Raw genomic sequence first — 25,820 nt, 5'->3', positions numbered from 1 at the left:
ACGGAGACCTGACTCATGGATCGTCGCGTATTTCTGAAGGGCGGTGCGTTATCACTGCTCACCCTTGGGCTCTCGCCCAGCTTTTTGCGTCGCACCGCACTGGCCATGGATTTGCCGCGCGCCGCCCGCGGCAAGACGCTCATTGTGCTGTTTCAACGCGGAGCAGCCGACGCGCTCAACGTGCTCGTGCCATTCGGTGACCGCGGCTATTACGCCGCACGTCCGCAGCTCGCCATTCCCTCGCCAGCGCGTGGCAACGGCACCGGCGGCGCCATTGATCTGGACGGGTACTTTGGCCTGCATCCGGCCATGGCCAGCCTCAAACCCCTCTGGGACCGCGGGCTGCTGGCCCCGGTGCATGCGGTGGGGAGTCCCAGTGCCACACGCTCGCACTTCGATGCGCAGGACTACATGGAGACCGGCACGCCCGACCGCAAAGGCACCACCGATGGCTGGCTCAATCGTTATCTCGCCGTCAAGGGCACCTGCGAATCGTGTGCACCCGGCGCTGCCACCAGTCCCTTTCGCGCGGTCGCCATGTCAGCGCAAACACCGCGCATTCTGGAGGGGAGTTCTCCCGTGGTGGCGATGAACGCCATTGAGGAGTTCTCCATTCGCACGAATGGCGGCGACGCGGAGAAGCGCCTGGAAGCATTGTACCGCACGGGCAACGCCGATCTCATTCACGGCAGCGGCAGCGACATGTTTGAAGCGCTGAAAGTGCTGCGCGCGGCCAACCCGCTGCAATACAAGCCAGCCGCGGGCGCGGCGTACCCGCGGTCACCGTTCGGTCAGCGCCTGCTCCAGATTGCGCAGCTCATCAAGGCGGGCGTGGGGCTGGAAGTGGCGTTTGCCGACGTGGGCGGCTGGGATACGCACGTGAATCAGGGGGGCGCGCAGGGGCAACTGGCCAACCGGCTCCGCGATTTCAGCGACGCCATTGCCGCGCTGGTCACCGATCTTGGCGATCGCATGGGCGACGTGGTGATTCTCACCTGCTCGGAGTTTGGGCGCACGGTGCGACAGAACGGCACCGGGGGCACCGATCATGGCCACGCAGGCGCGATGTTCGTGCTGGGCGGTGCGCTGGGGAGCGCGCGCAAGGTGCACGGCCGGTGGCCCGGGCTCGCCCCCGAGCAGTTGTACGAAGGGCGCGACCTGGCGCTCACGACCGACTTCCGTGCGGTGTTCTCCGAGATCGCCAACAAACATCTCGGCGCAACCGATACCTCGACGATGTTCCCCGGTTACACGGGGAGCGCGAAAGACTGGCTCGGCGTGCTGGGTTAGTTGCGCGGAGGCACTGGAGCCGCAGGCGGAGCGGGAGCACGCGGAAGATTGCGTTGCTGCCGCTCGGCGTTGCGACGATCGCGTTCGATGCTTTGACGTTCGCGTTCGGCGGCGCGACGGATTTCGCGCATCACGCGCCCTGAGACGGCGCGCAGCTGTTCGTTGGCCTGTGTGGCTTCCAGCACTGCCTCAACCGCGTTCCCCAGCATTTCCGGATCCACAGTACCGGTACCGTCGGTGTCTTCGTGCCAATCCGGCGGTTCCGCGTCACGCATGGCCCACGTCACTTCGTTTTCGCACGACGTGGTGGGCATGGTGCCGGTCTTGAAGAACTCGCGACGCGAGGGACCACACCAGTCGCTCGCCAGCTTGCCGGTGCCGACATCGATCTGCTTGGTCTCAATGCCGGCGGGAGCCGTCCAGGCAATATCTTCCTCCGGACTGCGCCACCCATCGCGCAGAAAACGCGCCCACACCGGTGCCGCCAGTCGGCCGCCGCTGGCGTTCCAGCCCAGTGGCTGCGGGCGATCGGCGCCCAGCCAGACACTCGCGACCAGCGAGGGGGTATAGCCCACAAACCAGACATCAGCGCCGTCGTTGGTCGTCCCGGTTTTCCCGGCCACTGGTCCGCGAACGCCTGCGTCGCGTACCGGACGTCCGGTACCACGATCCACCACACTCTGCAGCAATGAGGTGACGAGAAACGCGTCGGTGGCGGCGAGCACGGTTCGGTTGCGACGCGGAGGGGCCTGCCACAGCACCCGCCCGAACGGATCTTCAACTTTGTCGATGAGATAGGGCACCACGCGTGCGCCGCCGTTGGCGAAGGCCGCGTAGGCCGTTGTGATCTCCATGGGGGTCACTGACGCGGCACCGAGCGCCAAGGCCGGCACGATCGGCAAGTCACTGGTAATGCCCTGCGCCCGCGCGAGTGCCGCAATTTTCGCGACCCCCACATCACGACTCACGCGCACAGTTGCCGCGTTGGCCGAGCGGTTGAGCGCATCACGCAGCGTGATGCGACCGGAGTAGCTGTCGCCGTAGTTGGACGGGCGCCAGACATCGTTGCCCGTGTCAATTTCCACCGGCTGGTCCTCCACCATGGTGGCGGGAGTAAAGCCCTGCTGCAGCGCCGCGGCGTAGACGAACGGTTTGAAGGTGGAGCCCGGTTGCCGCTGAGCGCGGAGTGCACGATTGAAGCCTTTGCGCTCGACGCGACGCCCACCCACAATGGCGCGTACGGCGCCATTCATGGGATCGAGAGCGACCAGAGCGCCCTGTGTGCGATTTTCACCGCGGACGTCAAAACCACCCCAGCGGCGTTCGTCATCGATGGCGGCTGCGCCAGCGGCGATGGCGCGTTCGGCGCTCAATTGGGCCCGGCGATCGATGGTGGTCCAGACGCGCAGCTGGGCGTCGTTGAGAGCGCGCGGAATCACGCCAGCCGTGCGCAGGGAATCGAGCACCACGCGTACCGCTTCCACCGCCCAGGAATCGACTGGACGGGTAGGAACGAATTCGCGTTTGGCAATCTTGAACGGAGCGCGCCGTGCCGCCTCAATGGTGCCGGCATCGGCTATTCGTTCACGCTCGAGCACACCAAACACGATCGCCCGGCGCGCAAGCGCCCGCTTGCGACTGTTGCGCGGGGAATAGCTTGACGGGGCCTTGGGCAGCCCTGCCAGCATGGCCGCTTCGCTTAGCGTGACCTCGGCGATGCTTTTGCCAAACAGATCACGGCTGGCCGCTTCAACGCCATACACGCCGTTGCCAAGATAAATGGCGTTGAGGTAGCGCTCGAGAATATCGTCTTTGCTGAGTGCGGCTTCGAGCAAGCCGGCGTATCGCCATTCGAGAAACTTGCGGCCGAAGCTGCGTTCGGCGGCGCGGTTGCCGAGAAAGACGTTGCGGGCGAGCTGCATGGTGATAGTGCTCGCGCCTTCGCGTACGCCACCGGCCCGTACGTTGCTGACCATGGCACGGGCGACGCCATACCAATCCACACCGTGATGCTCGTGAAAGCGACGATCTTCCACGGCAATGAAGGCCGCGGTGACATGCCGCGGCACGCGCGATAGCGGCACGTTGACCCGACGTACCGGTGAGAGGGCACTGACAAAGGCACTATCGCGGGCCAGCAGCGTACCACCTTCGGTGGGGCGCCAGGCCTGCAATTGCTGCGGCGTGGGGCACGATTGCCATCCGCAACTCCACCACCACGACGTCGTGATCAGGGCGCCGGCAATGGCAGCCGCCACACCGTACAGCAACACCTTGCCAAGCCGGGGCGCACGCAAGCGCCACCGTGGGCGCGCCGATGGTGCGGGCGCACTCACGGAAGCCGCAAGTGGCTCCCTGGACTCGTTAGGTTGATCACTCATCGCTTGTCGTTCTCCGCCGTCGATCGCCGCCACTGCCTCATGGCCAGCCAGACCAACATCGTGTTCCGTTTCACCCTTCGGGCCCTGCCATCCAAGACACCGCGGAGGGTGGCCGCGGTTGTCGCGCTGTCGTCCGTTCTTGCCTGGCCGGCGGCAGCGCTCCCATTCGTACGAGTCGAGCGGGGGGAAAGTGCCAAGCAGCCCCCCGCCTCACCGTCCAAGGTGCCCCCCAACGCCCTGTCGGGAGTGTCGGCCGGGACGGCCTCGTCCCCCACTGGACCACGCACCCCAAACGAGCTCGGCCGTTTCCCCATTGTGGAGTGGCATCAAGTCGGGGAAGCGGACGGTTCGTACAAGGTGTCGCGCGAGCGTTTCCGGGCCGAGCTCGCCGAACTGCATGCCCGCGGCTACGTCCCGGTGAATCTGTCGGAGATTCTCGACAAGACGTTCGATGTGCCGGCCGGCAAGACCCCGGTGCTGTTCACGTTCGACGATGCCTCGCCCAGTCAGTTTCGCTATCTCGAGCGCAACGGGCAGCTGGTGGTGGACCCCACGAGTGCGGTGGGCATTCTGATGGACTTCCTCAAGACCCACCCCGACTGGAAGGCCAAGGGATTGTTCTGCATGCTCCCCGCCGCCGAGGCGGGGCACGCCTTTTTTGGCGACAAGGGTATTCAGGGGCAAAAGACGGAATGGCGCTTCCCCAAGGTCCAGTTTCTGGTGAAGCAGGGCTTCGAGCTGTGCAATCACACGCTGTGGCATGCGAAGCTCAGCAAGTATCCCGACGCCGTGGTGCAGGAGCAGTTTGCGCGGGGCGCGATGGCGATTGACAGTGCCGTACCCGGCTACAAGGTGCGCGGCATGGCGCTGCCGTACGGCTTGTGGCCCAAGAACCGGGCGCTCACGCTGCGCGGCTCGTGGTACGACAAGAAAGGGAAGCGGTCCGTGGTGTACAGCCACGAGGCCGTGTTTGAAGTGGCCGGTGGACCGGCCCGCAGCCCGTTCGATCCGCAGTTCAATCCGAAGGCGTTGCCGCGCGTGCCGCTGCAGGGCGGCACGAAGCTGACGACGACGCTGAACGAAATGGACAAGGCCAGCGGAAAGTGGGCGCGGTTCGTGTCGGATGGGAATCCGAAGACGGTGGCGAAGCCGTAGCTGCCCCCATTTGCCTTGCGTCGGATGTCTTCTCCCTGCTTCCGACGGCTGTTCAGCAGTCCGTTCGCTTACGCCTGCGCCTGTCGCATCCGCTCGCAATCATCCCACCGGTCGACGGCGCGGCGGAGATGCGGAATGACGATGCTGCCGCCCACGATGAGGCCGATGCTGAGCGTCTCGAAGATTTCGTCGCGGCTCACACCTTCTTCGGCGCAGCGCACGATGTGGTAGGTGATGCAGTCATCGCAGCGCAAGACGAGTGACGCCACCAGCCCGAGCAACTCTTTCGTCTTGACGGACAGCGCGCCGCCTTCGTAGGCGCGGCCGTCGAGATTGAAGAAGCGATTGATGACGAGATTGTTTTCGCCGAGGATGCGGGTGTTCATGCGCTCGCGAAACTGACGGAACTCCGCGAGGGCGGCGCTTTCGGGACCAGTGGAGTGGTCGTGCGGGGGGCCGCCGGCAGTGGTATCGGACATCAGGGACTCAGAACTGGTAGTTGCGGAGTGTGTTGAGCGCCGTCTCGAGGGCGGCGCGCTGCTGCTCGGTGGGGGAGTTGTTCCAGAGCTCTTCGTAGGCGCCAATGGCCAGGTCGAGTGCTTCGCGGTCATGTTCGGCGGCGGCGAGTGACGCGGCGTTATCGGCGAGCGCGGCCTTGGCGAGCATGTCGTCGGGGAAGCGCTGCGTGACCTGCAGCCAGCGGATGGTCCGATCGCGCTGATTGCCTTCCGTAAGGGCCCACATGTGCCAGGCGCCGCGGTTATCAGGGTCGGCGGAGAGGGCGCGGGAGGCGAGTTCCCCCACGACTTCGGGGCCGCGACCGGAGAGCCAATAGGCGTTGGCCAGAATGACCAGGGCCCGGGCATTGTTGGGCTGATGGTCAACGATGCGTTCATAAAGAGGGCCAGCCACCTCGGGCATATGCAGCCACGGCTCGGTGGCGGCCACGAGGGCATCGGGGGTGGCGCCATCACGGATATGATGGAGGCGCTCCATGAGGCCACCGATGTTGCCGGAGGCTTCGTAGGCGGCGACGGCGTCAGCGAGGGCCGCCGGCAAGTCAGAGAGGGGTGCAATCATGGGGGAAAACTAGAAGGGGCCGGAATGGGGCGGCCGGGAATATGCAGGGGAAACCGTAACATTCCCGTCATTCCATGAACTCCAACTCCCCCCAAAGGGTTGCGCGATTGGCCTTGCCTCGTAATACTCACAGGAACTCGGAGGACGTTCTGTGCTGCGGCGCCTTGCAATGACGCGCTGCGGTTGAGCCGAACATCGGCCCTTTCGAGAGACCGGAGGCATGACCTCCGCGCGTTCCCCTCAGCGGTACCGGATGCCCGCCTGCGTGTATCCGGCAGTGTGACGGCACAATTCCGTCCCCCAGCAGCCCGCATCACTCTGCGCTTCCGCGCTTCGCGACCCGTTCGCGGGTCCGTCCCTCAGGCTTCGCCCTGCGCTGCGATTTGCAGCGTAGGCGAGAGCCGTGCTCGGTCCGATCGGACATGAGCGCCCAGTACCACTCGCAGTAGTCGAATGACCGAACCGAAACGTCCAGCCCGCCGGCCGCGTACGCAGCCGAACCCCGAGATCGCTGGGGACGACAATCCGTATCTTGACGCGCCGGTGAAGCGCGCAAAGATCGAAAAACCCGCGCCGGCCGCCAAGGCCGAAGCCGTCGACGAGGGCGCCAAGCCCCGTCGGCCGCGCGCTCCGCGAAAGCCGAAGGGCGACGCTATCGACGCGGCACCGCCTGCCGCCGCCGCCCCTTCCCCCGCCCCCACCCCTGCCCCGGACGCGCCCCGCGCCGAGGTTCGCGAACGCCGCCCCGCGCGTGGCACCCCTCGGCGAGTGGCCGGCAGCGACGCCGCTGAGCCACGGAGCGAGACCCGTACGGAGCCGCGCCCCGAGACCACACCGGAGCCGCGCAACGAGCCCCGGCCGCCGGCCGCCCCGGAATTCCGGGCTGAGCGCTATGTGCCACCGGTGTACGATCCCGCCGAGCGCAGCGAACGGCAGGAGCCGCAGAACCGGTACGATCGGGCCTTCGACCGTACCGATGGGCCGGAACGCACCGAACAACAGCGCCCGGACCGTACGGAGCGCCCCGATCGCCCGGAGCGCCCCGATCGTCCGGATCGCCCGTTTGACAATCGTCGTGAGCGTGGCGGACGTCGTCGTGGTCGTCACCGGAATCGTGATCGTGGCGAGCGTCCGGGTGGTCCGCCGGGCGTGGACCGTCCCGATCGCCCGGAACGGCCGGAGCGTCCGGAGCGCGTTGAACGTCCGGAGCGTCCCGCGGCAGAATTTGGCGGAGATCGTCCGGAGCGCCCCGAGCGTCAGGGGGGCTTCGACAACGACCGTCGCAATGGTCGCCGTGGCCGGAACCGCTTCCGTCGAGGCGGCGGTGGCGGGGCCCCGGGCGCCGCAGGTGGCGCCGCCCAGGATGTCGGCTTTGATCGGGCGCCGCAAACGCCGGTGGCCGTGGAAGGCACGATGGCGGGGTGGTTTGATGCGTCGCGCGACGGAGGGTTTTTGCGTCGTCCGGAAAACAGCTACCTCCCGGAACCCACCGACCCGTTCGTTCCCCCCGCGTTGGTGCGGCTGCACCAGCTGCGTCGTGGCGACAAGCTCGATGTCACGTACGGCCGGGATCATCGCGGCCGCTTTGTGGTGGTCGAGGTGCAGCAGCTCAACGACGGATCACCCGTTGTGCTGGAAAAGCGCCCCGACTTCAACACCCTCACGGCGAGTTATCCTGACCGGAAGCTCACGTTGGAGACCGGACGTCCGGCCAAGACCGGCCCTGAGCTCACGCGGCGGGCCATCGATCTCATTGCGCCCATTGGCTACGGCCAACGCGCGCTCATCGTGGCACCGGCCCGGGCCGGCAAGACCACGCTGCTGCAGGCCATTGTCGAAGGCGTGAGCATCAATCATCCGGAAGCCGCGCTGCTCGTACTGCTGGTGGACGAACGGCCGGAAGAAGTGAGTGAGATGATCACGTGGGGGTACGGCGAAGTCGTGGCCTCCAGCTTCGATATGCCGCCCAAGCGCCATGTGGAAGTGGCGGAGATGACGCTGGAACGCGCTCGGCGTCTGGTCGAGCAAGGGAAGGATGTGGTCATCGTGCTCGACTCGATCACCCGCCTCGCCCGCGCGCACAACACGGTCGATCGAGGAACCGGTCGTACCATGTCCGGTGGCCTTGATGCCACTGCCATGCAGAAGCCCAAGGCGTTCTTCGGCTCGGCGCGCATGATTGCACCGCAACACGGCGGCGGCTCGCTCACGATCATCGCCACCGCGCTGGTTGAAACCGGCTCGCGCATGGACGACGTGATCTTCGAGGAGTTCAAGGGCACCGGCAACTGTGAGATCAAGCTTGATCGCTCACTGGCCGACCGCCGCATCTTCCCGGCCTTCGACATTGCCACCAGTGGCACGCGTCGCGAGGAGAAGCTGTATCGTCCCGATCAGTTGGAGAAAGTGCATCTGCTGCGCCGTGGCTTGCACCAGCTGCCACCGCAGGCAGGCATGGAGTGGCTCATCAAGCGCATTGCCGCCACGTCGAATAACGATTCGCTGCTCGACGGCCTGTAATTGCACGACCAAAAAAAGACGACGGCGCCGGGAGCATGCTCCCGGCGCCGTCGTTTTTCATTTCCTGAAATACCCCAGCTGGAAAATCCGCGCAGACCGTGACGGTTGTGCCGGCGGTGTGACGATTTCGTGGCGTTCACTAAAGAACAATTCCCGACGCCCGATACCAAAGGTGACAGCTCAGGGTGCGACTTGGCACCCTGCCCCGTTCCTCTTTGTAGTCACCTGCGGATACCTATGTTTCGTACTCTGTCGCTTCGGGCCAAAATCCTCGCGCTCCCCGTCGTTGCGGCGGTGGGATTTCTGGCCACCCTTGGCATTTCCACAGTCCTCGGTCGGCGTGCACAGGCGGAACTCACCGCCATCCGAAACGGCCACTCGCCGGCGTTGGACCTTTCCCGGGCACAGTTTGCGCTGCTGGAGAGCTACCAGCGCGCGCTGCGCGACGCGGTTGGCGCCAGTGATACGGCGGCCATCTCCCAGGCGGATTCGGTCATCGCGGCGTTTGCCGCCAAGGGTGATTCACTGGGGAAGAACGCGACCGTCGATAGCGCTGCGGCGCAAGCCACGGTTGCCGCTTTCGTGGCGTACACGGAGCAGGCGAAGAGCACCAGCGTCGGCATGATCACCGGCTCCATGGAAGATCTCATGGGCGGTATGACTGGCGTGAAGGAGAAGTATGCCACGCTGTCCAAGTCGCTGACCGATCAGATTGCCGATCGCGAAAAGGCCATTGCGTCGGCATTCGTGGGGGCGGACCGCTTGCAGAGCACGACCCTGCTGGTCACCACCGGAGTGCTGGTGGTTGCCCTGGCGGTGCTGGGTGTGTTGGCGTGGGGCACGCTGGGCAGTGTCATTGGAGCGATGCGCCAATTGTCGGATACGGGCCGTGACCTGGCGCGCGGCAAAATTGACGTGCAGGTGGACATTTCGTCAAAGGACGAAATTGGCGAATTGGCGGAAGCATTCCGCGGCATGATTGGCTACATCGGCGGCGTGGCCCATGCGGCCGATCGTCTGGCCAGTGGCGATCTGACGGCGCAGGTGGAAGTGCGCAGCGAACACGATGTCTTGTCGCGCAGCATCAACGGCGCCACGGAGACGCTGCGGGGCGTGACGGGCGAGATTGCCACGGTCATTGAAGCGGCCAAGCATGGTGATCTCTCCAAGCGTGGCAACCCGGAGCAGTTCCGCGGCGCGTACGCCGAACTCATCACCGGCACGAACGCCACGCTGGATGCGGTCATTGAGCCCATTACCGAGGCCAAGGATGTATTGGCATTGGTGGCGGCCAAGGATCTGTCGGCGCGCGTGAAGGGCAACTACGTGGGCGAACATGCCGCCATCAAGGAGTCCCTCAACACCGCGCTCGAGAATATTGCCGAAGTGTTTGCGTCGCTCACCACGGCCATCAGCCAGGTGAATTCGGCGGCACGGGAGATCGGTGACGGCAGCCAGGAGTTGGCGAGCGGCGCGGCCGACCAGGCGGGCGCCATCGATCAGGTGTCGAACCGCATCGCGGTGGTGGATGAGCGTACCAAGGCCAATGCGGCGGACGCGGCGGAAGCCCGCGCCGCCATGGACAAGGCGACGCAAACCACCGAGCAGGGTGTTGAGCGCATGACGGCGCTGGCCGATGCCGTGGCCGAAATCAAGAAGTCCGCGGACTCGACGGCCAAGATCGTCAAGACGATTGACGAAATCGCGTTCCAGACGAATCTGCTGGCTCTGAACGCGGCGGTCGAAGCGGCACGGGCCGGCGACGCGGGTAAGGGCTTCGCGGTCGTGGCCGATGAAGTGCGCAGCCTGGCCATCCGCGCGTCGGAAGCGTCGCGGAATACGGCGGCGCTCATTGAGGAATCCGTGCAAAAGGCGGAGACGGGTGTGCAGCTCAACGAGAGCGTGAAGCGTCGCCTCGAAGAGATCCGTACGGGTGTGCTGCGTGCCACCACGATCATGAACAATATTGCCGAAGGCGCCGCGGAGCAGGAAAAGGAGCTCGCGGAAGTCACGACGGCGATGTCGCAGATCAGTGGCCTGACGCAACGCACTGCCGCCAACGCCGAAGAATCGGCGAGCGCGGCGGCAGAACTCTCGGCGCAGGCGGCCGAGATGCAGGAACTGGCGTCGCAGTTTGACGTGGGTTCGCGGACGCAGACCCACGCGGCGGTGACCACCAGTGCCGCGCGTCGCGCGGCCTCAGCGCCGGCTCGCCCGGCCCCGGCACGCAAACGCCCAGTTGCCACGAACGCCCGCAAGGCGACCGTGGGCGCTGGTGCAGCGAAAGGCGACGATGTCTTTCCGGTGAGCGCCTCGGCTCTCATTCCCTTTGATGACGACAGCGGGTCCGACGACATTCTCGGCTCGTTCTGACATCCTTTTCGCGGGGCGTCTCTCTGCTGCGGCGCCCAGTATCCGCGTTGAAAATACTCACCCCCCCGACACTCATGTTGAGCCACAAATTTTCGCGCATTGCCGCGTGCGCACTGATCGCCTTGACGCCAGCCCTGGCCTCGGCGCAGGATGACAAGCTGTCCATTCACGGGTCGGCGAACATTGGCTACGGCAAGACCGATGGCCTGCCATACTTCGGCCTGAATCGCGACGGCACGTCGGACTACCGCGCGATTGCCCTGCAGTTCGGCTACAAGATTTCGGACAAGGATCGCGTGGTCACCCAGTTGCTACATCGCAACTTCGGTACAAGCCCGCTCAAGTCCATTCAGCCGGTGGTGGAGCCGGTGTGGGCATTCTACGAACACCGTTTCGACAACGGCGCTTCGGTGAAGCTTGGCCGGAACCCGCTGCCGCGTGGTCTGTTCAACGAAGTACGCTTCATCGGCACGCTGCTGCCCTTCTATCGTGTTGGGTCGGCGGTATATGGCGAGACGCTGGAGTTCATTGATGGTGTGGTAGTTCGCAAGCAGGTCGACCTTGGCAACGACTGGTCGGTGGAAGGCTACGCTTTTGGAGGCGGGTTTGACCTGAAGGGGCAGATTCCTTTTGAATCACGGAACTTGGTGTTCAACCTGCGCAATGAAAACATGGTAGGTACGCAGCTGTGGCTGAACACGCCCATCGAGGGTGTGAAGGTGGGTGGGTTCCTGGCCAACTATCAGCAGACGCCAGCGGCTGGGTTACCGGATTCGACGCGCCCGCCGCGGGCGACCACGTACATGTTGTCAGCGGACGGTACTTTCGAAAAGGCGTTTGTCCGCGGGGAATACAGCGCATTTGACAGCAAGGACCCGAACTACATCAAGGTCAACTCGTGGTACACGTCGGCCGGTGTCATGCCCACTGAGAAGCTGACGCTTGCCGTGGAGTACAGCGGTGGCAACAACAACCTCCAGCTCTCACCGCTGCCGAACCTTGATTTGCCGCTCAACAAAGACATCGCGATCGGCGTGACCTACAAGCCGTCCGCCCAAGTGGCCTTCAAGCTCGAAGCGCACAAGATCGACGGCTACGCCTTCGACGTACCTGTCCCGAGCGTGATTCCGCCGACGGCCCCGCCGTTCGTGGCCACGCTTGCGCCGGCCTCGAAGACGTACTACGGCTTGCTGTCCGTCGCCTTCAGCTTCTAAGGGATCCACCATGAAACCTTCATTCAAGACTCTGGCCGTGGCCTTCATGGCCATCGCGTTGAGCGCGGCCCCCGCCGCCGCGCAAGATTTCAAGGTGATCGTGAACAGTGCGAACAGCACGACCGATCTTCCGGCCGACGTGACGGCCAAGCTGTTCCTCAAGCAAACGACCAAGTTCCCCAACGGCACCGCGGCGCAACCGGTGGATCAGGCGAAGACCAGCCCGGTGCGTGCCACGTTCAGCAAAACGGTGCTCGGCCGCGCCGTGAGTGCTGTTGAGTCGTACTGGCAGCAGCAGATTTTTTCCGGCAAGGATGTGCCGCCGCCGGCCAAGGCGAGTGATGACGACGTAGTGGCGTACGTGAAGGCCACGCCCGGCGCCATTGGCTACGTGAGTGCCGGCGCGTCGACGGCTGGCGTGAAAGTGGTGGATGTGAAGTAGTTCAGCGACCCAGAACCCAAGACTCGAACGCGAAACCCGGAACTGATCAGTTCCGGGTTTTGTGTTTGGGTTAGGGGTTGGAGTTCACTCAGCGCGTACCGCGCACGCCAAACTCCTCGTACAGCACCGCCGCCGCCCGGATGCCAAGCTGGTAATTCTCCTGGCTGATCCACTCGTTGGGAGCGTGCGCGTTTTCGCCGGGAAGGCCAAAGCCCATGAGCAGCACGGGCGCACCCAGAATGCGCTCAAAGTCGCCCACCACCGGAATGCTGCCCCCTTCGCCGGTAATGACCGGCTCGCGCCCAAACGCCGCGGTGAGCGCTGCCTTGCCGGCATCGATAATGGGACCCTGCAAATCGGCGCGCCACGGACGACCACCGTGCAGATGCTCCACCATGACGGTCACCCCCGGCGGGGCGACGCGATCGACATGATCCTGCACCAACTCGGCGATTTTCTCGGGATCCTGGTCGGGCACGAGACGGAAGCTCACCTTGGCCATGGACACCGCCGGCAGCACGGTCTTGGCGCCTTCTCCCGTATAGCCGCTGAGCAGTCCGTTCACTTCGCAGGTGGGGCGTGTCCAGAGCCGTTCGAGCGTGGTGTATCCGGGTTCGCCGCCAAGTCCGGTGACGCCCACCTCGTGCATGAGCGCGTCGTCGCTGAAGGGGAGTGTGCGCATCTGGGCGCGCACGTGATCAGGGAACGGCCGCACCTCGTCGTAGAAGCCCGGGATGGCGATGCGCCCGGTGTCATCGTGCATGGTGGCAAGGATGCGGGCGAGCGCCATGGCCGGGTTGACCACCGCGCCGCCGTACATGCCGCTGTGCAGGTCGCCGTTGGCGCCGCGCACGTTGATCTCGAGATACGCCATGCCACGCAGCGATGACAGAATGCTGGGAATACCGGGGGCAAACATGGTGCTGTCGGAGATCACCACGGCATCGCAGGCCAGTCGCTGCTTCTCGCGCTCGAGGAAGTGCTCGAGGTTCACGCTCCCCACTTCTTCTTCGCCTTCGGCCAGCACAATCACGTTGACGGGGAGCGTGCCGCGCGCGCCAAGATGGGCTTCGAGCGCCTTGATGTGCAGGTACAACTGTCCTTTGTCGTCCACCGAACCGCGCGCATAAATACGGCCGTCGCGGATGGTGGGTTCAAAGGCCGGCGAGGTCCACAGCTCCAGCGGTTCGGCCGGCTGGACATCGTAGTGCCCGTAGATGAGCAACGTGGGAGCGCCGGCTGGTGCCTTGCGCCACTCGCCGACCACAATGGGATGACCGGGAGTGGGTTCCACGCTGGTGGTGAATCCAATGCGCGTAAGCGCCTCGGCCACAAACTGCGCCGCGGCGGCGCAGTCGGCTTTGTGTTCCGAGCGCGCCGATACGGATGGGATGCGCAGGAAGGCAAAGAGTTCGTCCAGCGCGCCCGCATCGTGGGCATCGCAGTACTGGGCGAGATCGGCGGGAATAGGCGACATGAAGGAGTCTGGATGACGGTGAAGGCGCGTTGTGCCGACGCGGCGAGAGCTTACTTGCGGCCAGCCATGAGCCCCAGCGCCGTGGCGCCGAGTCCGAGGGCCAGCGACAGCGCGATGTAGGTCATGGCGCGCCCGGTTCGCCCCTGCTGCAGCAGGGTAACCGTTTCGGCGCTCAGTGCGGAGAAGGTGGTGAAGCCGCCGCACAGCCCGGTGGTGAGGGCGAGCCGCACCACGGGGTCATGCTCGGGGGTAGAAAAAACGCGACCGAAATACCCGATGAGAAACGATCCAATCACGTTCACCAGCAGCGTGGCGTAGGGGAACGTGGCGGTCACTGGCGTGAGGGCAAGCGTGGTGACATAGCGAGCCACACTTCCCACCGCCCCTCCCAGCGCCACGGCCAGCAGGGCGGCCACCGATGGCATAGTGTTCACGGTGCCGCCGTCGTGGGCTGTGGCGGATGCGTCGGGCTTTCCCGCGGCACATCACGCGCAATGCGATAGAGCCAGAGGCGGCGCGTCGCCACCTCGCCCCCGTTGCGTGTGAGGGAGACCAAGGCGCCCTGCTGTGATGCCTTGAACCAGCTCCCCACCACGGCGGCCAGGGAATCACCTTTGGCATCCGCATCGAAGACCACGACCAATCCGTCGCCGGGGCGTACCTTCTGCCAGGCGTTGGGCCACACGTCGTACTGATTGGTGCGGCCACCGAGGTTGAGCGCAAACACAGTGGGTTGGTCGGCGAGATGGAAAGCGATCTCCGAGGCGTCCTGATAGCGATCGGCAGCGATCCAGCGATCAATGGTGCCGTCGAGGAAGGGGTCCTGACGGGCCTGCTGTACGGCGGCGGCCAACGTGGTCCAACCGTGGGCGCGCGCGATAGGATCTTTGCGGGGCTTCAGCGGCAGAATGGGTGTGTAGGCTTGCAGCGCCACGACTATGAGCAAGCCGGCGGCCACCCAGATGCCACGGCGCCACCATGCCCCCTGGAGGCTGGGGCGGTCGCTGGTGGCCAGAAGCATCATGGCGCCGGGATAGATCATGGCGGGCCAGTTGGCCTCCACCGGCCGCCGCCACGCACTGACGGCGAAGAATCCCAGCGGGACCACGGCAATGACGGCCAGCGCAAACCTGCGCACCCCGACATCGGTGGGGTGGGCAGTGTGGCGTGCCACCCATCCGTCACGAAGGGCGAACCACACCACCATGGCCAGCAAGCCGAAGAGAATGGGGGAGGCGAGCCCCACCTGCCCGCCCAGCATCTCCAGTTCACGGGAGAGGGGGTTGCCACGCGCCGCCGCATTGAAGCCGTGCCCCAACTGGAACCGGAAGGAGATCCAGTTATTGAAGGCGTTCCAGGCCACGACCGGGGCAAAGAGGGCGAGCGCGATGGCGCTGGCCACCCAGGGGCCGGCATCGAGATAGCGCTTGCGGAGCGCCGGGTGCACGAGGCAGGCGATGACCAGCCCCATGGGGAGCAGCACGGCAGTGTACTTGGACACGAAGGCGCCGCCCAGAGCGAGCCCGGCCAGCACCCACCACGCCAGGCTGGCGAGCGAACGGACAGGGGTGGCCAGGGCGCGTTCGACCGCCAGCAGCGCGAGCATGGCGGTGGCAAACAGGGCGGCGTCGGGGGTGGCCAACACCAGCCCCAGGGTGGCAATGGGGAGCACGGTCATGAGCATGGCCGCGCGCCGCGCCGCGATGGCCCCGGCCGGTCCGCGACCGGCCAGTTGCCATGCGCACATCACCGCGGCGACATGGGTGACGAGCGCGGCAATGGCGGGGCCAGCGCGCACCCCTGCCACCGTGTTGCCAAAGAGCTTTACGCCGAGGGTGATCAGCAGGGCAATGCCGGGAGGATGGTCAAAGTAGCCGGCCTCAAGTCGCCGGGTCCACTCCCAGTAGTAGGTCTCATCGGGGAGCAGCGGCACACTGGCCGACAGCAGCGTACGCAGCAGGGCGGCACCGACCACCCAGCCCGCGACCATCAGCCACTGGGTGGTGTGTTCCTGTGCGCGGGCAGTTTCATCAGGTATCGACATCGGTACGGCGTAACTTGCACGGATGCCCGAGGGTCTCGCTACGGATCGGGCCACTCCGTGGCTCCCGCAGCGGGATGGCCACGCCACGCGGTGCGCGGTTCGAACGGATTATCGCGAATTGGGTAGAAACGCGTTGGTAACGCCGGGCACGGGTTCGTGGTACGCCGCTTGCCGGTTGGATAATGTCCCGTCAGGTTGGAGGGACAGCCCGAGTGCCCATGTGCCCGTGGCGTAACGGTTACGGCTTCTAACGACCGGGCGTCCTACTGTTGGTAATCTCCTCGGCTGGCCCGCATGGGTCCGCCGTTTCCCACTCTTTGTTTCCAGGACGGAGCTGCATGCGGGTCGCAGACCGAGTTGTGTCATTCTCGCGAGTTCAGGGTACCCGTCGCGTGGGCACCGCGTTGCTGGTGATCGCCTTGGGCGGCACCGTGGGCTGTGATGCACTCAAGCCGCCCACGGCCTGCTCGGTCAGTGTGGCGCCGGCGTCCATCACGCTACCCGTGAATGGCGCCACCACCATTGTGGGCACGGCCTTCAACTGCGACGGCAACTCCATCCGCAACAAGCGGGTGTCGTTCTCGTCCAGCAACTCAGCGGTGGCCACGGTCACGTCCGAAGGCAACGTCATCGCCGTGTCGGTAGGTACCGCCCAGGTGTCGGCCACCGCCGATGGCAAGTCGGCCTCGGTGCAGGTGACCGTCACCCCGGAACAGGCGGCTACGGTTACGCTCAGCCCGAGCACGGTGACGCTGCGGCGCACCAATACTCGGCAGTTCACCGCCGTCGCGCGCAACTCGCAAAATGTGGTGATCTCCGGCCGCACGTTCCGTTGGGCCTCCAGCAACTCGGCCACGGCCTCGGTTGACCAGAATGGCGTGGTCACCGCGCTGGCGCCGGGCAACGTGATCATCAGTGCCGAGTCCGACCAGACAACCGGTACGGCCAATGTGATCGTGACGGAAATTCCGGTGGGAAGCTGCTCGCTCAATCCGACGAACACCAAGATCACCGTCAGCCAGCAGACGCAACCGGCGGTTACGCTGCGTGATACGGCGAACAATGTGCTGTCCAACACCAATCGCCCGATTGCGTGGAGCAGCGACAACGAAGTGGCGGCGACGGTCAGCGGATCAGGGCTGGTGACGGGCCGCCGGGCCGGGACCTCGCGGATTACGGCGTCGTCGGTGGAGTACCCGAGCGTGACCTGCCAGGCCAACGTGGAAGTGGTGGATGCCCGAATTGTGACGGCTCGGATCACGCCCACCAGCGGCTCGCTGCGACTCGGCATTCCGCGGCAGTTCGCCTCGGTGCTCACCGACTCGGTGGGCGGCAACATTCCGGCCGGCCGTGTGGTGAGTTGGACCAGCGCGACGCCCACCATAGCCACGGTCAACTCTACCGGACTCGTGACCGGGCTGGCGCTGGGCACGGCACGCATTGCCATCAATGCGGAAGGGGCCACGGACACACTCACGTTGCAGGTCACGCGTGTTCCAGTCACCATCGTGCGTGTGTCGCCCACGTCGTCGAGCGTGATTCAGGGGGGGACGGTGCAGCTCTCCACCACCATCGAAGACTCCACCGGCACCACCGTGACGGATCGCACCGTGGAGTGGGTGAGCAGCGACCCTACGCGGGCCACGGTCTCCGGGACAGGACTGGTAACGACGCTCGCGCCGGGGAGCGTGACCATCACGGCGACCAGCGAGAACCGGTCGGGGAACGCGTCGGTGACCATCCAGCCTATTCCGGTGGACTCGATTGCGGTGTCGCCGGCGACGTACTCCTTTGCGCTGAACGCGGCCAACAAGTCCTTCGCCATTCGCCTGCTGGATTCCAACGGCAACCAGCTGTTCAACCGGTCGGTGAACGTGCAGAGCACAACACCGTCGGTGGCCACGGCGCAGGCCAACTCCCAGGGAACGGTGATTTCCATCAACGCCTCCATCGTGGGCACCACCACGATCACGCTGCGGGCGCTCAACAGCAACGGGCAACCGGAAGGGAAGACCTCCACGGTCACGATCACCATCACGGCCGCCACGACCGGGTTGAAACGAGCGCCCTGACCGCGCGGCCGGTCGGTATACTAGCTTTGTCAGCGGGGCGCTCCAGATGGGGCGCCCCGTTGTACATGCCCTGTGTGTGCGTCGTACGTGTCTGCCCCCGGGAGTTCCCGCCATGAGTTCGTCTGCCCCAGCGGCCAGCAAGCCATCGTTCCTGCGCGATCTGTTTGCCGGCGACATCAACGAATCGCTGCTCTTCCCCTACCCTGCCACGCTCGACGCGCGCGACGCCGACGAAGCGGCCACCGTGCAGCGTCTCGTGTCGGCGGTGAACGACATGGTGGCGTCGGGGCTCATTGATGCCCGTCGCTTCGATGAACAGGAAGGGATTGATGAGGCGGTGATCAAGGGGTTTGCCAACGCCGGCCTGCTGGCACTGACCATCCCCAAGGCCTACGGCGGTCTGGGGTTGTCGGCGAGTGCTTACGCACGGGTGTTTGGCGCCGTCGCCTCCATCGACGCCTCACTGGGCGTGCTCATTGGCGTGCACTGCGGGCTGGGAAGCAAGGCGGTGGTCATAGCCGGCAACGAGGCCCAGAAGGCGCGGTATCTGCCCGGGCTCGCCCGTGGCGAAACGCTGGCCGCCTACGCCCTCACGGAACCGGAGACGGGATCGGACGCCCAACACATCGTGACGCGCGCCGAACGCAGCGCCGACAACACGGGATGGGTGCTGAACGGCCGCAAGCACTGGATTGGCAACGGGCAACGCGCCGGAGTCATTGCCACGTTTGCGCAAACGCCGGTCCTCAAGAACGGCGAGACGGTCATGCGCCCCACGGCTTTCATCGTGCGCCCCGACATGCCGGGCTTTCGGGTCGATGGCACCATTCGCAAGCTGGGCATTCGCGCCTCGACGCAGGCCGAGTTGGTGTTTGAGAATCTCTTTGTGCCCGATGACCATGTCCTGGGCGAGGTGGGCAAGGGATTCCGCGTGGCGGTGAATGCCCTCAATGCCGGGCGGTTATCCTTGGCTTCGGGGTGCACAACGGCGTGCAAGAAGTTGCTGGGCGAGTTCACGCGATACGCTGAGGCGCGCACGCAGTTTGGCGGCGCGCTGGCCAGCTTTGAGATTACGCAGCGCAAGATGGCGACCATCGCCAGCGAGACGTATGCCGCCGATGCCATGGTGGGGGCATTGGCAGCGGCGCTCGACACGGAAACCGTGGACGCGTCGCTGGAAGCCGCCTGCGTGAAGGTCTTTGCCAGTGAACTGGTGTGGCGCAGCTCCGACGAACTCGTGCAACTGGCAGGTGGGCGCGGCTTCGTGAAGCCGTGGCCGTACGAGCGTTATCTGCGTGATGCGCGCATCAATCGCATTTTTGAAGGCGCCAACGAGATTCTGCGACTCTTTGTTGGCCTCAACGGCATTCAGGGGCCCGCCGAAGAGCTGAAGGAAATTGCCGGCGCGATGAAGAGCCCCATGAAAAACTGGGTGCTCGTGTCGAGCTTTGCCGCCGACAAAGTGGCCAGTGCGTTCGGCAAGCGCGATCGCTTTCAGGTGGCGCTCCATCCCGCGCTCAAGACGCAGGCCGACTTTGTGGAGCGGCACGTAGCCGAACTGGCCAAAGCCACCCAACAGGCCATCACGACGCACCGCAAGGAGATTCTGCAGCGGCAGCTGGTGGTGGAACGACTGGCCGACATGGCGATTGAGCTGTACGCCAGGGCGACCACCATTGCCCGCACGCAGAAGCTCATCGCGGAGCGCGGGGTGGACGCGTGCGCCCGCGAGATTGCCCTCACGGAGCTCTTCTGCCTGCAGAGCGGCCGACGTTTCCGGGCGCTGCGAACGGAGCTTGAAGGCGACGCCGGCGATCGTATCGACGACCTGCGCCGAAGTGTGGCGCAGCGGGTGCGCGCCGAGCAGGGCTATGCGTCCAGCGATGCGGTGCTGGATGTCGCGGTCCCGCCGTTACCGCAGTGGAGTCTCACGCGTGACGAGCAGGCGCGCGCGGTGGGGCTGACGGACTGACGCGGAGTGGACGGCTGCTCAGGCGTCGTTCTTGAGCAGCCCCAGCTTGAGCGCAAACTTCACGTAGTCCGTGCGGTGCGTGAGGCCGAGCTTTTCGCCGATGCGCTGCTTGTAGGTATCCACCGTCTTGGGCGAGATGGTCAGATGCTCGCCGATTTCCGGGGCGGTATACCCCTCGGCCACCATCTTGAGTACCACCTGTTCGCGGTCGGTGAGCTTCTCGAAGCGGGTGCGCTCTTCGGCGTTGCCATCGCGCTTGGCAAGACCACGGGCGAGGGCCCGCGCGGCGGTGGGCTGCACATACACGTCGCCGGCAGCCACGGTGCGCACCGCGTCCACAAGTTCGCGGTCGGCGACGGATTTGAGCAGATAGCCGCCGGCGCCGGCTTCGAGCAAGGCAACCAGATGCTCGTCCTCGGTGTGCATGGTGAGCACCAGCACCCGGCGGGTGACCGGCTCATCGGGCGCCTGCACACGCGTGGCGTTGGCCTTCTGCAATTCGCGCGTGGCGGTGAGGCCGTCCATGTCGGGCATGGAGAGATCCATGACGATGACATGGGGATCGAGACGTTCGGCCAGCACGAGGGCATCCTTGCCGGATCCACCCTCACCGACGACGGTGATGTCCTTGGCGGTGGACAGCACCGCCTTCAATCCGGAGCGAACGATCTGATGGTCGTCAACGAGAACCACGCGAATGAGGTCTGGGCGCATGGGCGGCAAGTTACGACATGGACCGGCGGTCCGGAAAGGGTGTGACGGTTATCCGTGCTGGTCGCCGAAGGCGGTCTCGCCACTCTTGAAGACGCGGAACAGGTAGACGAAGCTCGGGAGCAGGATGGCGGTCCCCACCGCCAGGGCGCCAAGGGTGAACTGCAGGGTGATGCGCGGCGCGGCCAGGGCGGTAATGGTGCGGTCGGGGGGGAGCAGCCAGGGGAACTGGGTCCACGCCCATCCCCAAAGGATGAAGCTGGCCTGGGCCGCCGCGGCCAGTCGGGCGACCTGAAACCGACGGGTTTTGAGCGCCCAGAGCGATGTGACCGCACTGAGTGCCGTGATGGCGTGCATGGCCCAGGCGGTGGTGCCGCGGGTGAGGCCCGTAAAGAGCAGCGGATTTTCGAAGCGTGCCAGGAGGAGCGTGGCAAAGGCGGTGAGCAACAGCGCGATTTGCGATTGCTGTGCGCGGCGCCGGAAGACGTTCTTGAGGGCCTCGTCCGGGGCTTCCACGGTGAGATAGCTGGCCGCCAGAAACGCAAAGAGCATCAGCGTGAGCGCCCCAACGGCCCACGGGAACAGGGAGGCACACCACGGGTTGATAAAGCGCTCCGTGAACGACAGGGCGGCGGCGGCCTCACGCGTGCGCATGGGGATCTTTCCGCTGGCTACCGTGCCGAGGCAGACCCCCAGAATGACCGGCGTGAGCAGGCTGGCCATGGAAAAGATGCGCCCCCACCGGCGCTGTACCGTGTCCTTCTTGCTGTCGTAGGAGCGGAAGGTGAACGCCGATCCGCGCAGCACAATCCCGAGCAGCATGATGGTGATGGGGACGTGCAACTCGGTGGAGAGGTGGGCGAACGCTTTAGGGAAACAGGAAAACAGCAGCACCACCACCAGAATGAGCCAGACGTGGTTGGCTTCCCAGATGGGGCCAATCGCCTCGGCAATCAGCGCCCGTTGCTCTTCGCGTCGATTGCCGCGGGCAAAGAAATCCCACACGCCCCCGCCGAAGTCGGCGCCGCCAAGCAGCACGTAGGCATTGAGGGAAAGCACCATGACGCCGGCCACGATGTGCGGCAGCGTCCACGTGAGTGCCGTGGTGTTCACAGGCGATCAGCCACGTGGCGCGGGATGGGCCCCGGTCATGCGGGAGGGGATGGGTAATTCGCTCGTGAGATCGATCGGTGTCTGCGTCACGCCGGTTTTGAGAATTTGCCGCCAGAGCAGGAACACCACGGCGACCGCCAGCCCGAGATAGAGCGCGGTGAACAGCGCGAAGGTGACGCCCAATCCGGGCATGGGCGTCACGGCATCGGCGGTGCGGAACACACCCTGCACGATCCAGGGCTGCCGCCCCACTTCGGTAACCGTCCACCCGGCTTCGAGCGCAATGAATCCCAGCGGTGAGGCCAGCATGAGTGCCATGAGAAAGGCGCGATCGTCGGGGAGCGCCACGCCACGCTCCCGGCGGCGCTGCCACCAGCGGTAGGCACCAAAGAGCGACAGGGCGGCCATGATGGTACCGCAGGCAATCATGATCTGAAAGGCGAGATGCACGATGCCCAGAGGCGGCCGGTCTTCTGCCGGCACACTGTCCACGCCCGGAACGACCGCCTGCGCATCCCCGTGCAAAAGAAGGGACAGGGCGCCGGGAATTTCGATAGCACCGGTATGCGTGAGCGTGGTTTCATTGGGCCAGCCGCCAATGACAAAGGCGGCCGGCCCTGTACGCAGATGCCCTTCCATAGCCGCCAGTTTTACGGGCTGGCGCTTGGCCACATCGCGGGCGCTCCAGTCGCCACTGAGCGGCTGCAACAACGCGGTGGGGAGGCCAATGGTGAGCGCAATTTGCAGAGCGGCGCGATGGAACGCGCGATGCGGTGTACCGCGCCACAGAGCGAACGCATGAATGCCGGCGACGGCAAATCCGGTGGCGGCGTACGCCGCAAGGGTCATGTGGACGATTTGCGATGGCGCGGCCGCATTGAACATGGCGGCCAGCGGATCGACGTTGGTGACCTGCCCGTTCACCATCTCGAAACCCGCGGGCGCATTCATCCACGCATTGGCGCACACCACAAAGGCCCCACTGAGCGCGCCACTGAACGCCACCACGACACCAGCGGCGAAGTGTGCGCGCGGCGGGATTCGCTTCCAGGCGTAGAGGTAAATACCGAGAAAGATGGCTTCGGTGAAGAAGGCAAACCCTTCGAGCGAAAAGGGCATACCGATTACCGCGCCGGCATGCTCCATGAACGTGGGCCACAACAACCCCAGTTCAAAGCTGAGCACCGTGCCGGACACCGCCCCGACAGCAAACAGAATGGCGGTACCCTTGGCCCAGCGCTTGGCGAGTTCGAGCTGCACGGCGTCACGGGTCTTGAGCCACCGCCATTCGGCGATGACCATGAGCGCCGGCATCCCAATGCCCACCACGGCAAACACAATATGAAACGCCAGCGACATCGCCATCTGCGAGCGCGCGAACATCAGATCGGACATCATTTTTACCAACGCCCCCTGCACAGGTCACGTTCCGGCGAGGGCCGGTGCCGCCCGTACTTCTCCCACGCATCGCCCAAAGCCAATGCGTCCCACCCCGTCCCGTTCGGCGTACGCCGTCATGGTGATTTCGTCGCCATCGAGGAGAAAGCCGCGTGTTTCCCCGTTAGGGAGCGACAGCGGCTCTGCCCCACGCCGTGTCAACTCCAGCAGACATCCGCGACTGTCAGGGGTCGCGCCGGAGATGGTACCACTGCCCAACAGGTCGCCCGGGCGGAGGTTGCAGCCACTGCTTGCATGGTGCGCTAGCATTTGCGCGAAGCTCCAATACAGATCGAGGGCACTGCCCTGTGAGATGCGCACCGGTGGCGCCTGCTCGTCGCGCATGCGCGGGGTGCGTAACCACACTTCCACCGTGAGGGCAAAGCCCCCCTGTGTGGCATCACGCGCATCGGTGAGATACGGCAACGGCTCCGGGTCGCCCGACGCGCGAGGCGCAAGCGGCGCACGGAAGGGTGCAAGCGCTTCGAGCGTCACCACCCACGGACTGATCGTGCTGGCGAAATTCTTGGCCAGGAAGGGGCCAAGTGGCTGATACTCCCACGCCTGCAGATCACGCGCGGACCAGTCGTTGAGCAGGCACAGCCCCCAGAGATGCGACTCGGCGCTGGCCATCGGGATGGGCTCCCCCAGCGCATTACCGGTTCCGACAAACGCGCCCAATTCCAGTTCGTAGTCGAGTGAACGGGAGGGGCCAACGGTCGGGACATCGTCGGTGGGCCCTTTGCGCTGGCCGTTGGGACGGCGCACGGGTGTTCCCGAGACGACCAGACTGGAGGCGCGCCCATGGTAGCCAATGGGCACCCACTTGTAATTGGGGAGCAATGGATTGTCGGGGCGGAACATGGCGCCGACATTCGTGGCGTGATGCACCGAGGCATAAAAGTCGGTGTAATCCCCCACCTGCGCCGGCAGGAACAGCTCGGCGTCCTGCTGTGGCACCAGAGCGTGCTGGGCAATCTGTTGCCGGTGCACCGCACAGTCCTCATGCAACAGCGCCATGACCGCGTCGCGCAGGGCGCGCCGGGCGTCTGCCCCCAGCGCCATGAGCGCATTCAGTGCCGGTGACGCACAGGTACGAGCCGCCTGCCTCGTAAGTTCTGACTGCTCATCAAACAACCCGGCCGCCAGACACGCTGCGACATCGAGAATGGCGTCGCCGATGGCCACACCAACTCGCGGCGCTTCGTTGCTGGCCGCGCGACGAAAGATGCCAAACGGAAGATTCTGCAACGCAAAATCCAGGTGGCCGTTGGCGCTGGTTACCCAGCTGCGCGGTGGGACGAGAGCGCTCATGCCGACGAAGACGAAGACGAAGACGAGGTACGCGCCGAGAGGCTGGGCGCGAGCCGCCGCATGGTGACGCCGCCGAGAATGGCGCCGGCGAGTGTGAAGAACGGCAGCGTACCAATGCCCACCAGCAGCATGGACAGGCGCGTCCGAAAGATGGTCTGTCCGAAACCATTGGCATCGAGCACACCGTACAGCACCGACGCCGCCGCCGCACCCGCGAGGGCGCCGAGCAAGACGCCGGAGGTGGTAAGCACACGGGTGGAAGATGAGGGCATACTAGATCCAGCCAAGGGCACGACTCTCGTCAACCGGTTCGGTAAACGAGCAGGAGCCAACACTCAGCAGTATACGCTCCCGCACCTGCTGCAACAGCGGCCGGTTGAGCATGATCACCCCTCCGGGCCTTTGCCAAGCGAGGTGTGTTTCACTGAACATGATGGTCGAGGCATCAGCCTCGTCGAGCATGAGCATGGCGTCATGATCGGTGCCGCTGTTGGCGATCACGGCCGCCGCGAGCAGGACATTGAGAAACCCGAACATGCGGCAGCTGGGCGCATCGGTATCGTAAGTCAGGCGATAGGTGCCGCGGAGCGGATGGTGCAACCCGGCCGTCGCCTTGGCCGGGACATCGTGTGTCACCAGCGCTCGGAGAAAGCGCACAATCTGCGCAGGCGCGGGGAAGGCGTCCGGCACGATGCCTCCGGTGCGGATCTTGGCCCGACGGCCGGTGCGGGCAAGGGCCTCCATCAGCGCGTCAAGGTCGCCGTCAAGCGGCAGCTCCATGTACACCTCGAGCGCCGCGGGCAACTGCGCATGCAGGGTCATGATCTCCTGCACGGAGGTCACTTTCACCTCGTAGGCGTCCACCTTGGCTCCGCACTCGTCGAAGCAGACCCGATGCCGTTCGTTGAAGGCGGCAATGGCGTGCAGGTCGGCAACGACGTTGCCACTGGCGGTGACGGACAGGCGCCAGGGAATGGCGCCGGCGTCACGCGGAAGGAGCGGGTCGGCCTTGTCCGAGAACACATCCAGCTGATTGGCCGGGCAAATGAACCGTCCCAGCATCCACCCGGCGCTGCCGGCGCGGTAGTGCGCAAAGTTGCGCACAGCGGCCGGAATACCGAGTGCTGCCGGTGGAAAGAGTCCGGCGTAGTCCACGATCCCTTCGAGCAGAATACGGGACGCGTGTTCCGTGAGCGGTGGGAGTCGTACAGGCATGGCAGAAGCC

Annotated in this window: 20 protein-coding genes; 8 read left to right on the top strand and 12 right to left on the bottom strand. The window is 65.2% G+C overall.

Annotated features, from left to right (window positions below; genetic code table 11):
* Window positions 1-15 precede the first annotated feature (15 nt).
* Window positions 16-1,290 (top strand): DUF1501 domain-containing protein, encoded by a 1,275-nt coding sequence (locus GEMMAAP_RS03045; protein ID WP_043580200.1) that lies wholly within the window; start codon window positions 16-18, stop codon window positions 1,288-1,290.
* On the opposite strand, the gene GEMMAAP_RS03040 is transcribed toward GEMMAAP_RS03045, so the two are convergent.
* A complete protein-coding gene (locus tag GEMMAAP_RS03040; protein WP_053334000.1) occupies window positions 1,287-3,626 on the bottom strand; it encodes a penicillin-binding protein 1A in 2,340 nt (779 codons plus the stop codon). The two genes, GEMMAAP_RS03045 and GEMMAAP_RS03040, sit on opposite strands and share 4 nt — an antisense overlap.
* A gap of 48 nt (window positions 3,627-3,674) precedes the next feature.
* Between GEMMAAP_RS03040 and GEMMAAP_RS03035 the strand changes: the two genes are divergently transcribed.
* Window positions 3,675-4,826, top strand: a complete 1,152-nt coding sequence (locus GEMMAAP_RS03035) for a polysaccharide deacetylase family protein (protein WP_158514705.1) — start codon at window positions 3,675-3,677, stop codon at window positions 4,824-4,826.
* Between the two features lie 68 nt (window positions 4,827-4,894).
* On the opposite strand, the gene GEMMAAP_RS03030 is transcribed toward GEMMAAP_RS03035, so the two are convergent.
* Both GEMMAAP_RS03030 and GEMMAAP_RS03025 read right to left on the bottom strand, forming a co-directional pair.
* Window positions 4,895-5,212: a carboxymuconolactone decarboxylase family protein gene (locus GEMMAAP_RS03030; protein ID WP_053334037.1), complete on the bottom strand. Its 318-nt coding sequence runs from the start codon at window positions 5,210-5,212 to the stop codon at window positions 4,895-4,897.
* 100 nt (window positions 5,213-5,312) lie between these two features.
* On the bottom strand, window positions 5,313-5,906 hold the full coding sequence (locus tag GEMMAAP_RS03025; protein ID WP_026849367.1) for a tetratricopeptide repeat protein: 594 nt from the start codon (window positions 5,904-5,906) through the stop codon (window positions 5,313-5,315).
* Window positions 5,907-6,359: 453 nt separating this feature from the next.
* Here GEMMAAP_RS03025 and rho point away from each other — a divergent pair, with 453 nt between their 5' ends.
* From rho to GEMMAAP_RS03005, 4 genes are all read left to right on the top strand, one after another.
* Complete coding sequence (gene rho, locus GEMMAAP_RS03020; protein ID WP_053333999.1) at window positions 6,360-8,426, top strand: transcription termination factor Rho; 2,067 nt, start codon at window positions 6,360-6,362, stop codon at window positions 8,424-8,426.
* 237 nt (window positions 8,427-8,663) lie between these two features.
* Window positions 8,664-10,799: a methyl-accepting chemotaxis protein gene (locus GEMMAAP_RS03015; RefSeq protein ID WP_053333998.1), complete on the top strand. Its 2,136-nt coding sequence runs from the start codon at window positions 8,664-8,666 to the stop codon at window positions 10,797-10,799.
* A 74-nt stretch (window positions 10,800-10,873) separates the two neighbouring features.
* Window positions 10,874-12,013: a hypothetical protein gene (locus tag GEMMAAP_RS03010; RefSeq protein ID WP_026849366.1), complete on the top strand. Its 1,140-nt coding sequence runs from the start codon at window positions 10,874-10,876 to the stop codon at window positions 12,011-12,013.
* Between the two features lie 10 nt (window positions 12,014-12,023).
* Window positions 12,024-12,455: a type 2 periplasmic-binding domain-containing protein gene (locus GEMMAAP_RS03005; protein ID WP_053333997.1), complete on the top strand. Its 432-nt coding sequence runs from the start codon at window positions 12,024-12,026 to the stop codon at window positions 12,453-12,455.
* A gap of 88 nt (window positions 12,456-12,543) precedes the next feature.
* Here the strand turns inward: GEMMAAP_RS03005 and GEMMAAP_RS03000 are convergent, their stop codons facing one another.
* From GEMMAAP_RS03000 to GEMMAAP_RS02990, 3 genes are read right to left on the bottom strand one after another with little or no spacing between them, the layout of a single operon-like run.
* A complete protein-coding gene (locus GEMMAAP_RS03000) occupies window positions 12,544-13,932 on the bottom strand; it encodes a dipeptidase (RefSeq protein WP_026849365.1) in 1,389 nt (462 codons plus the stop codon).
* A 50-nt stretch (window positions 13,933-13,982) separates the two neighbouring features.
* Window positions 13,983-14,357, bottom strand: a complete 375-nt coding sequence (crcB, locus tag GEMMAAP_RS02995) for a fluoride efflux transporter CrcB (RefSeq protein ID WP_053333996.1) — start codon at window positions 14,355-14,357, stop codon at window positions 13,983-13,985.
* Window positions 14,358-14,362: 5 nt separating this feature from the next.
* Window positions 14,363-15,976 carry a glycosyltransferase family 39 protein gene (locus GEMMAAP_RS02990; protein WP_026849363.1) on the bottom strand — a complete coding sequence of 538 codons (1,614 nt, stop codon included), beginning with the start codon at window positions 15,974-15,976 and terminating at the stop codon, window positions 14,363-14,365.
* A 359-nt stretch (window positions 15,977-16,335) separates the two neighbouring features.
* Here GEMMAAP_RS02990 and GEMMAAP_RS02985 point away from each other — a divergent pair, with 359 nt between their 5' ends.
* Window positions 16,336-18,048, top strand: coding sequence for an Ig-like domain-containing protein (locus GEMMAAP_RS02985; protein ID WP_158514704.1), 1,713 nt, complete (start codon window positions 16,336-16,338; stop codon window positions 18,046-18,048).
* Window positions 18,049-18,160: 112 nt separating this feature from the next.
* Window positions 18,161-20,020 carry an acyl-CoA dehydrogenase family protein gene (locus GEMMAAP_RS02980; protein WP_053333995.1) on the top strand — a complete coding sequence of 620 codons (1,860 nt, stop codon included), beginning with the start codon at window positions 18,161-18,163 and terminating at the stop codon, window positions 20,018-20,020.
* A gap of 18 nt (window positions 20,021-20,038) precedes the next feature.
* On the opposite strand, the gene GEMMAAP_RS02975 is transcribed toward GEMMAAP_RS02980, so the two are convergent.
* The 6 genes from GEMMAAP_RS02975 to GEMMAAP_RS02950 are packed head-to-tail and all read right to left on the bottom strand — an operon-like array spanning window position 20,039 to window position 25,810.
* Window positions 20,039-20,734, bottom strand: a complete 696-nt coding sequence (locus tag GEMMAAP_RS02975) for a response regulator (protein ID WP_026849361.1) — start codon at window positions 20,732-20,734, stop codon at window positions 20,039-20,041.
* A 48-nt stretch (window positions 20,735-20,782) separates the two neighbouring features.
* A complete protein-coding gene (locus GEMMAAP_RS02970; protein ID WP_145978964.1) occupies window positions 20,783-21,844 on the bottom strand; it encodes a cytochrome d ubiquinol oxidase subunit II in 1,062 nt (353 codons plus the stop codon).
* A gap of 6 nt (window positions 21,845-21,850) precedes the next feature.
* Window positions 21,851-23,239 (bottom strand): cytochrome ubiquinol oxidase subunit I, encoded by a 1,389-nt coding sequence (locus tag GEMMAAP_RS02965; protein WP_053334036.1) that lies wholly within the window; start codon window positions 23,237-23,239, stop codon window positions 21,851-21,853.
* Between the two features lie 27 nt (window positions 23,240-23,266).
* Complete coding sequence (gene fahA / locus GEMMAAP_RS02960; RefSeq protein ID WP_026849359.1) at window positions 23,267-24,595, bottom strand: fumarylacetoacetase; 1,329 nt, start codon at window positions 24,593-24,595, stop codon at window positions 23,267-23,269.
* Window positions 24,592-24,867: a hypothetical protein gene (locus GEMMAAP_RS02955; protein WP_043580198.1), complete on the bottom strand. Its 276-nt coding sequence runs from the start codon at window positions 24,865-24,867 to the stop codon at window positions 24,592-24,594. The genes fahA and GEMMAAP_RS02955 overlap by 4 nt, the downstream gene beginning before the upstream one ends.
* A 1-nt stretch (window position 24,868) precedes the next feature.
* Complete coding sequence (locus tag GEMMAAP_RS02950; RefSeq protein WP_026849357.1) at window positions 24,869-25,810, bottom strand: hypothetical protein; 942 nt, start codon at window positions 25,808-25,810, stop codon at window positions 24,869-24,871.
* Window positions 25,811-25,820: the final 10 nt, after the last annotated feature.

This window comes from Gemmatimonas phototrophica, assembly GCF_000695095.2.
Classification (GTDB): Bacteria; Gemmatimonadota; Gemmatimonadetes; order Gemmatimonadales; family Gemmatimonadaceae; genus Gemmatimonas; species Gemmatimonas phototrophica.
The sequence above is the reverse complement of the archived record's forward strand: the minus strand, read 5'-3'. Positions and strand labels throughout refer to the sequence as shown.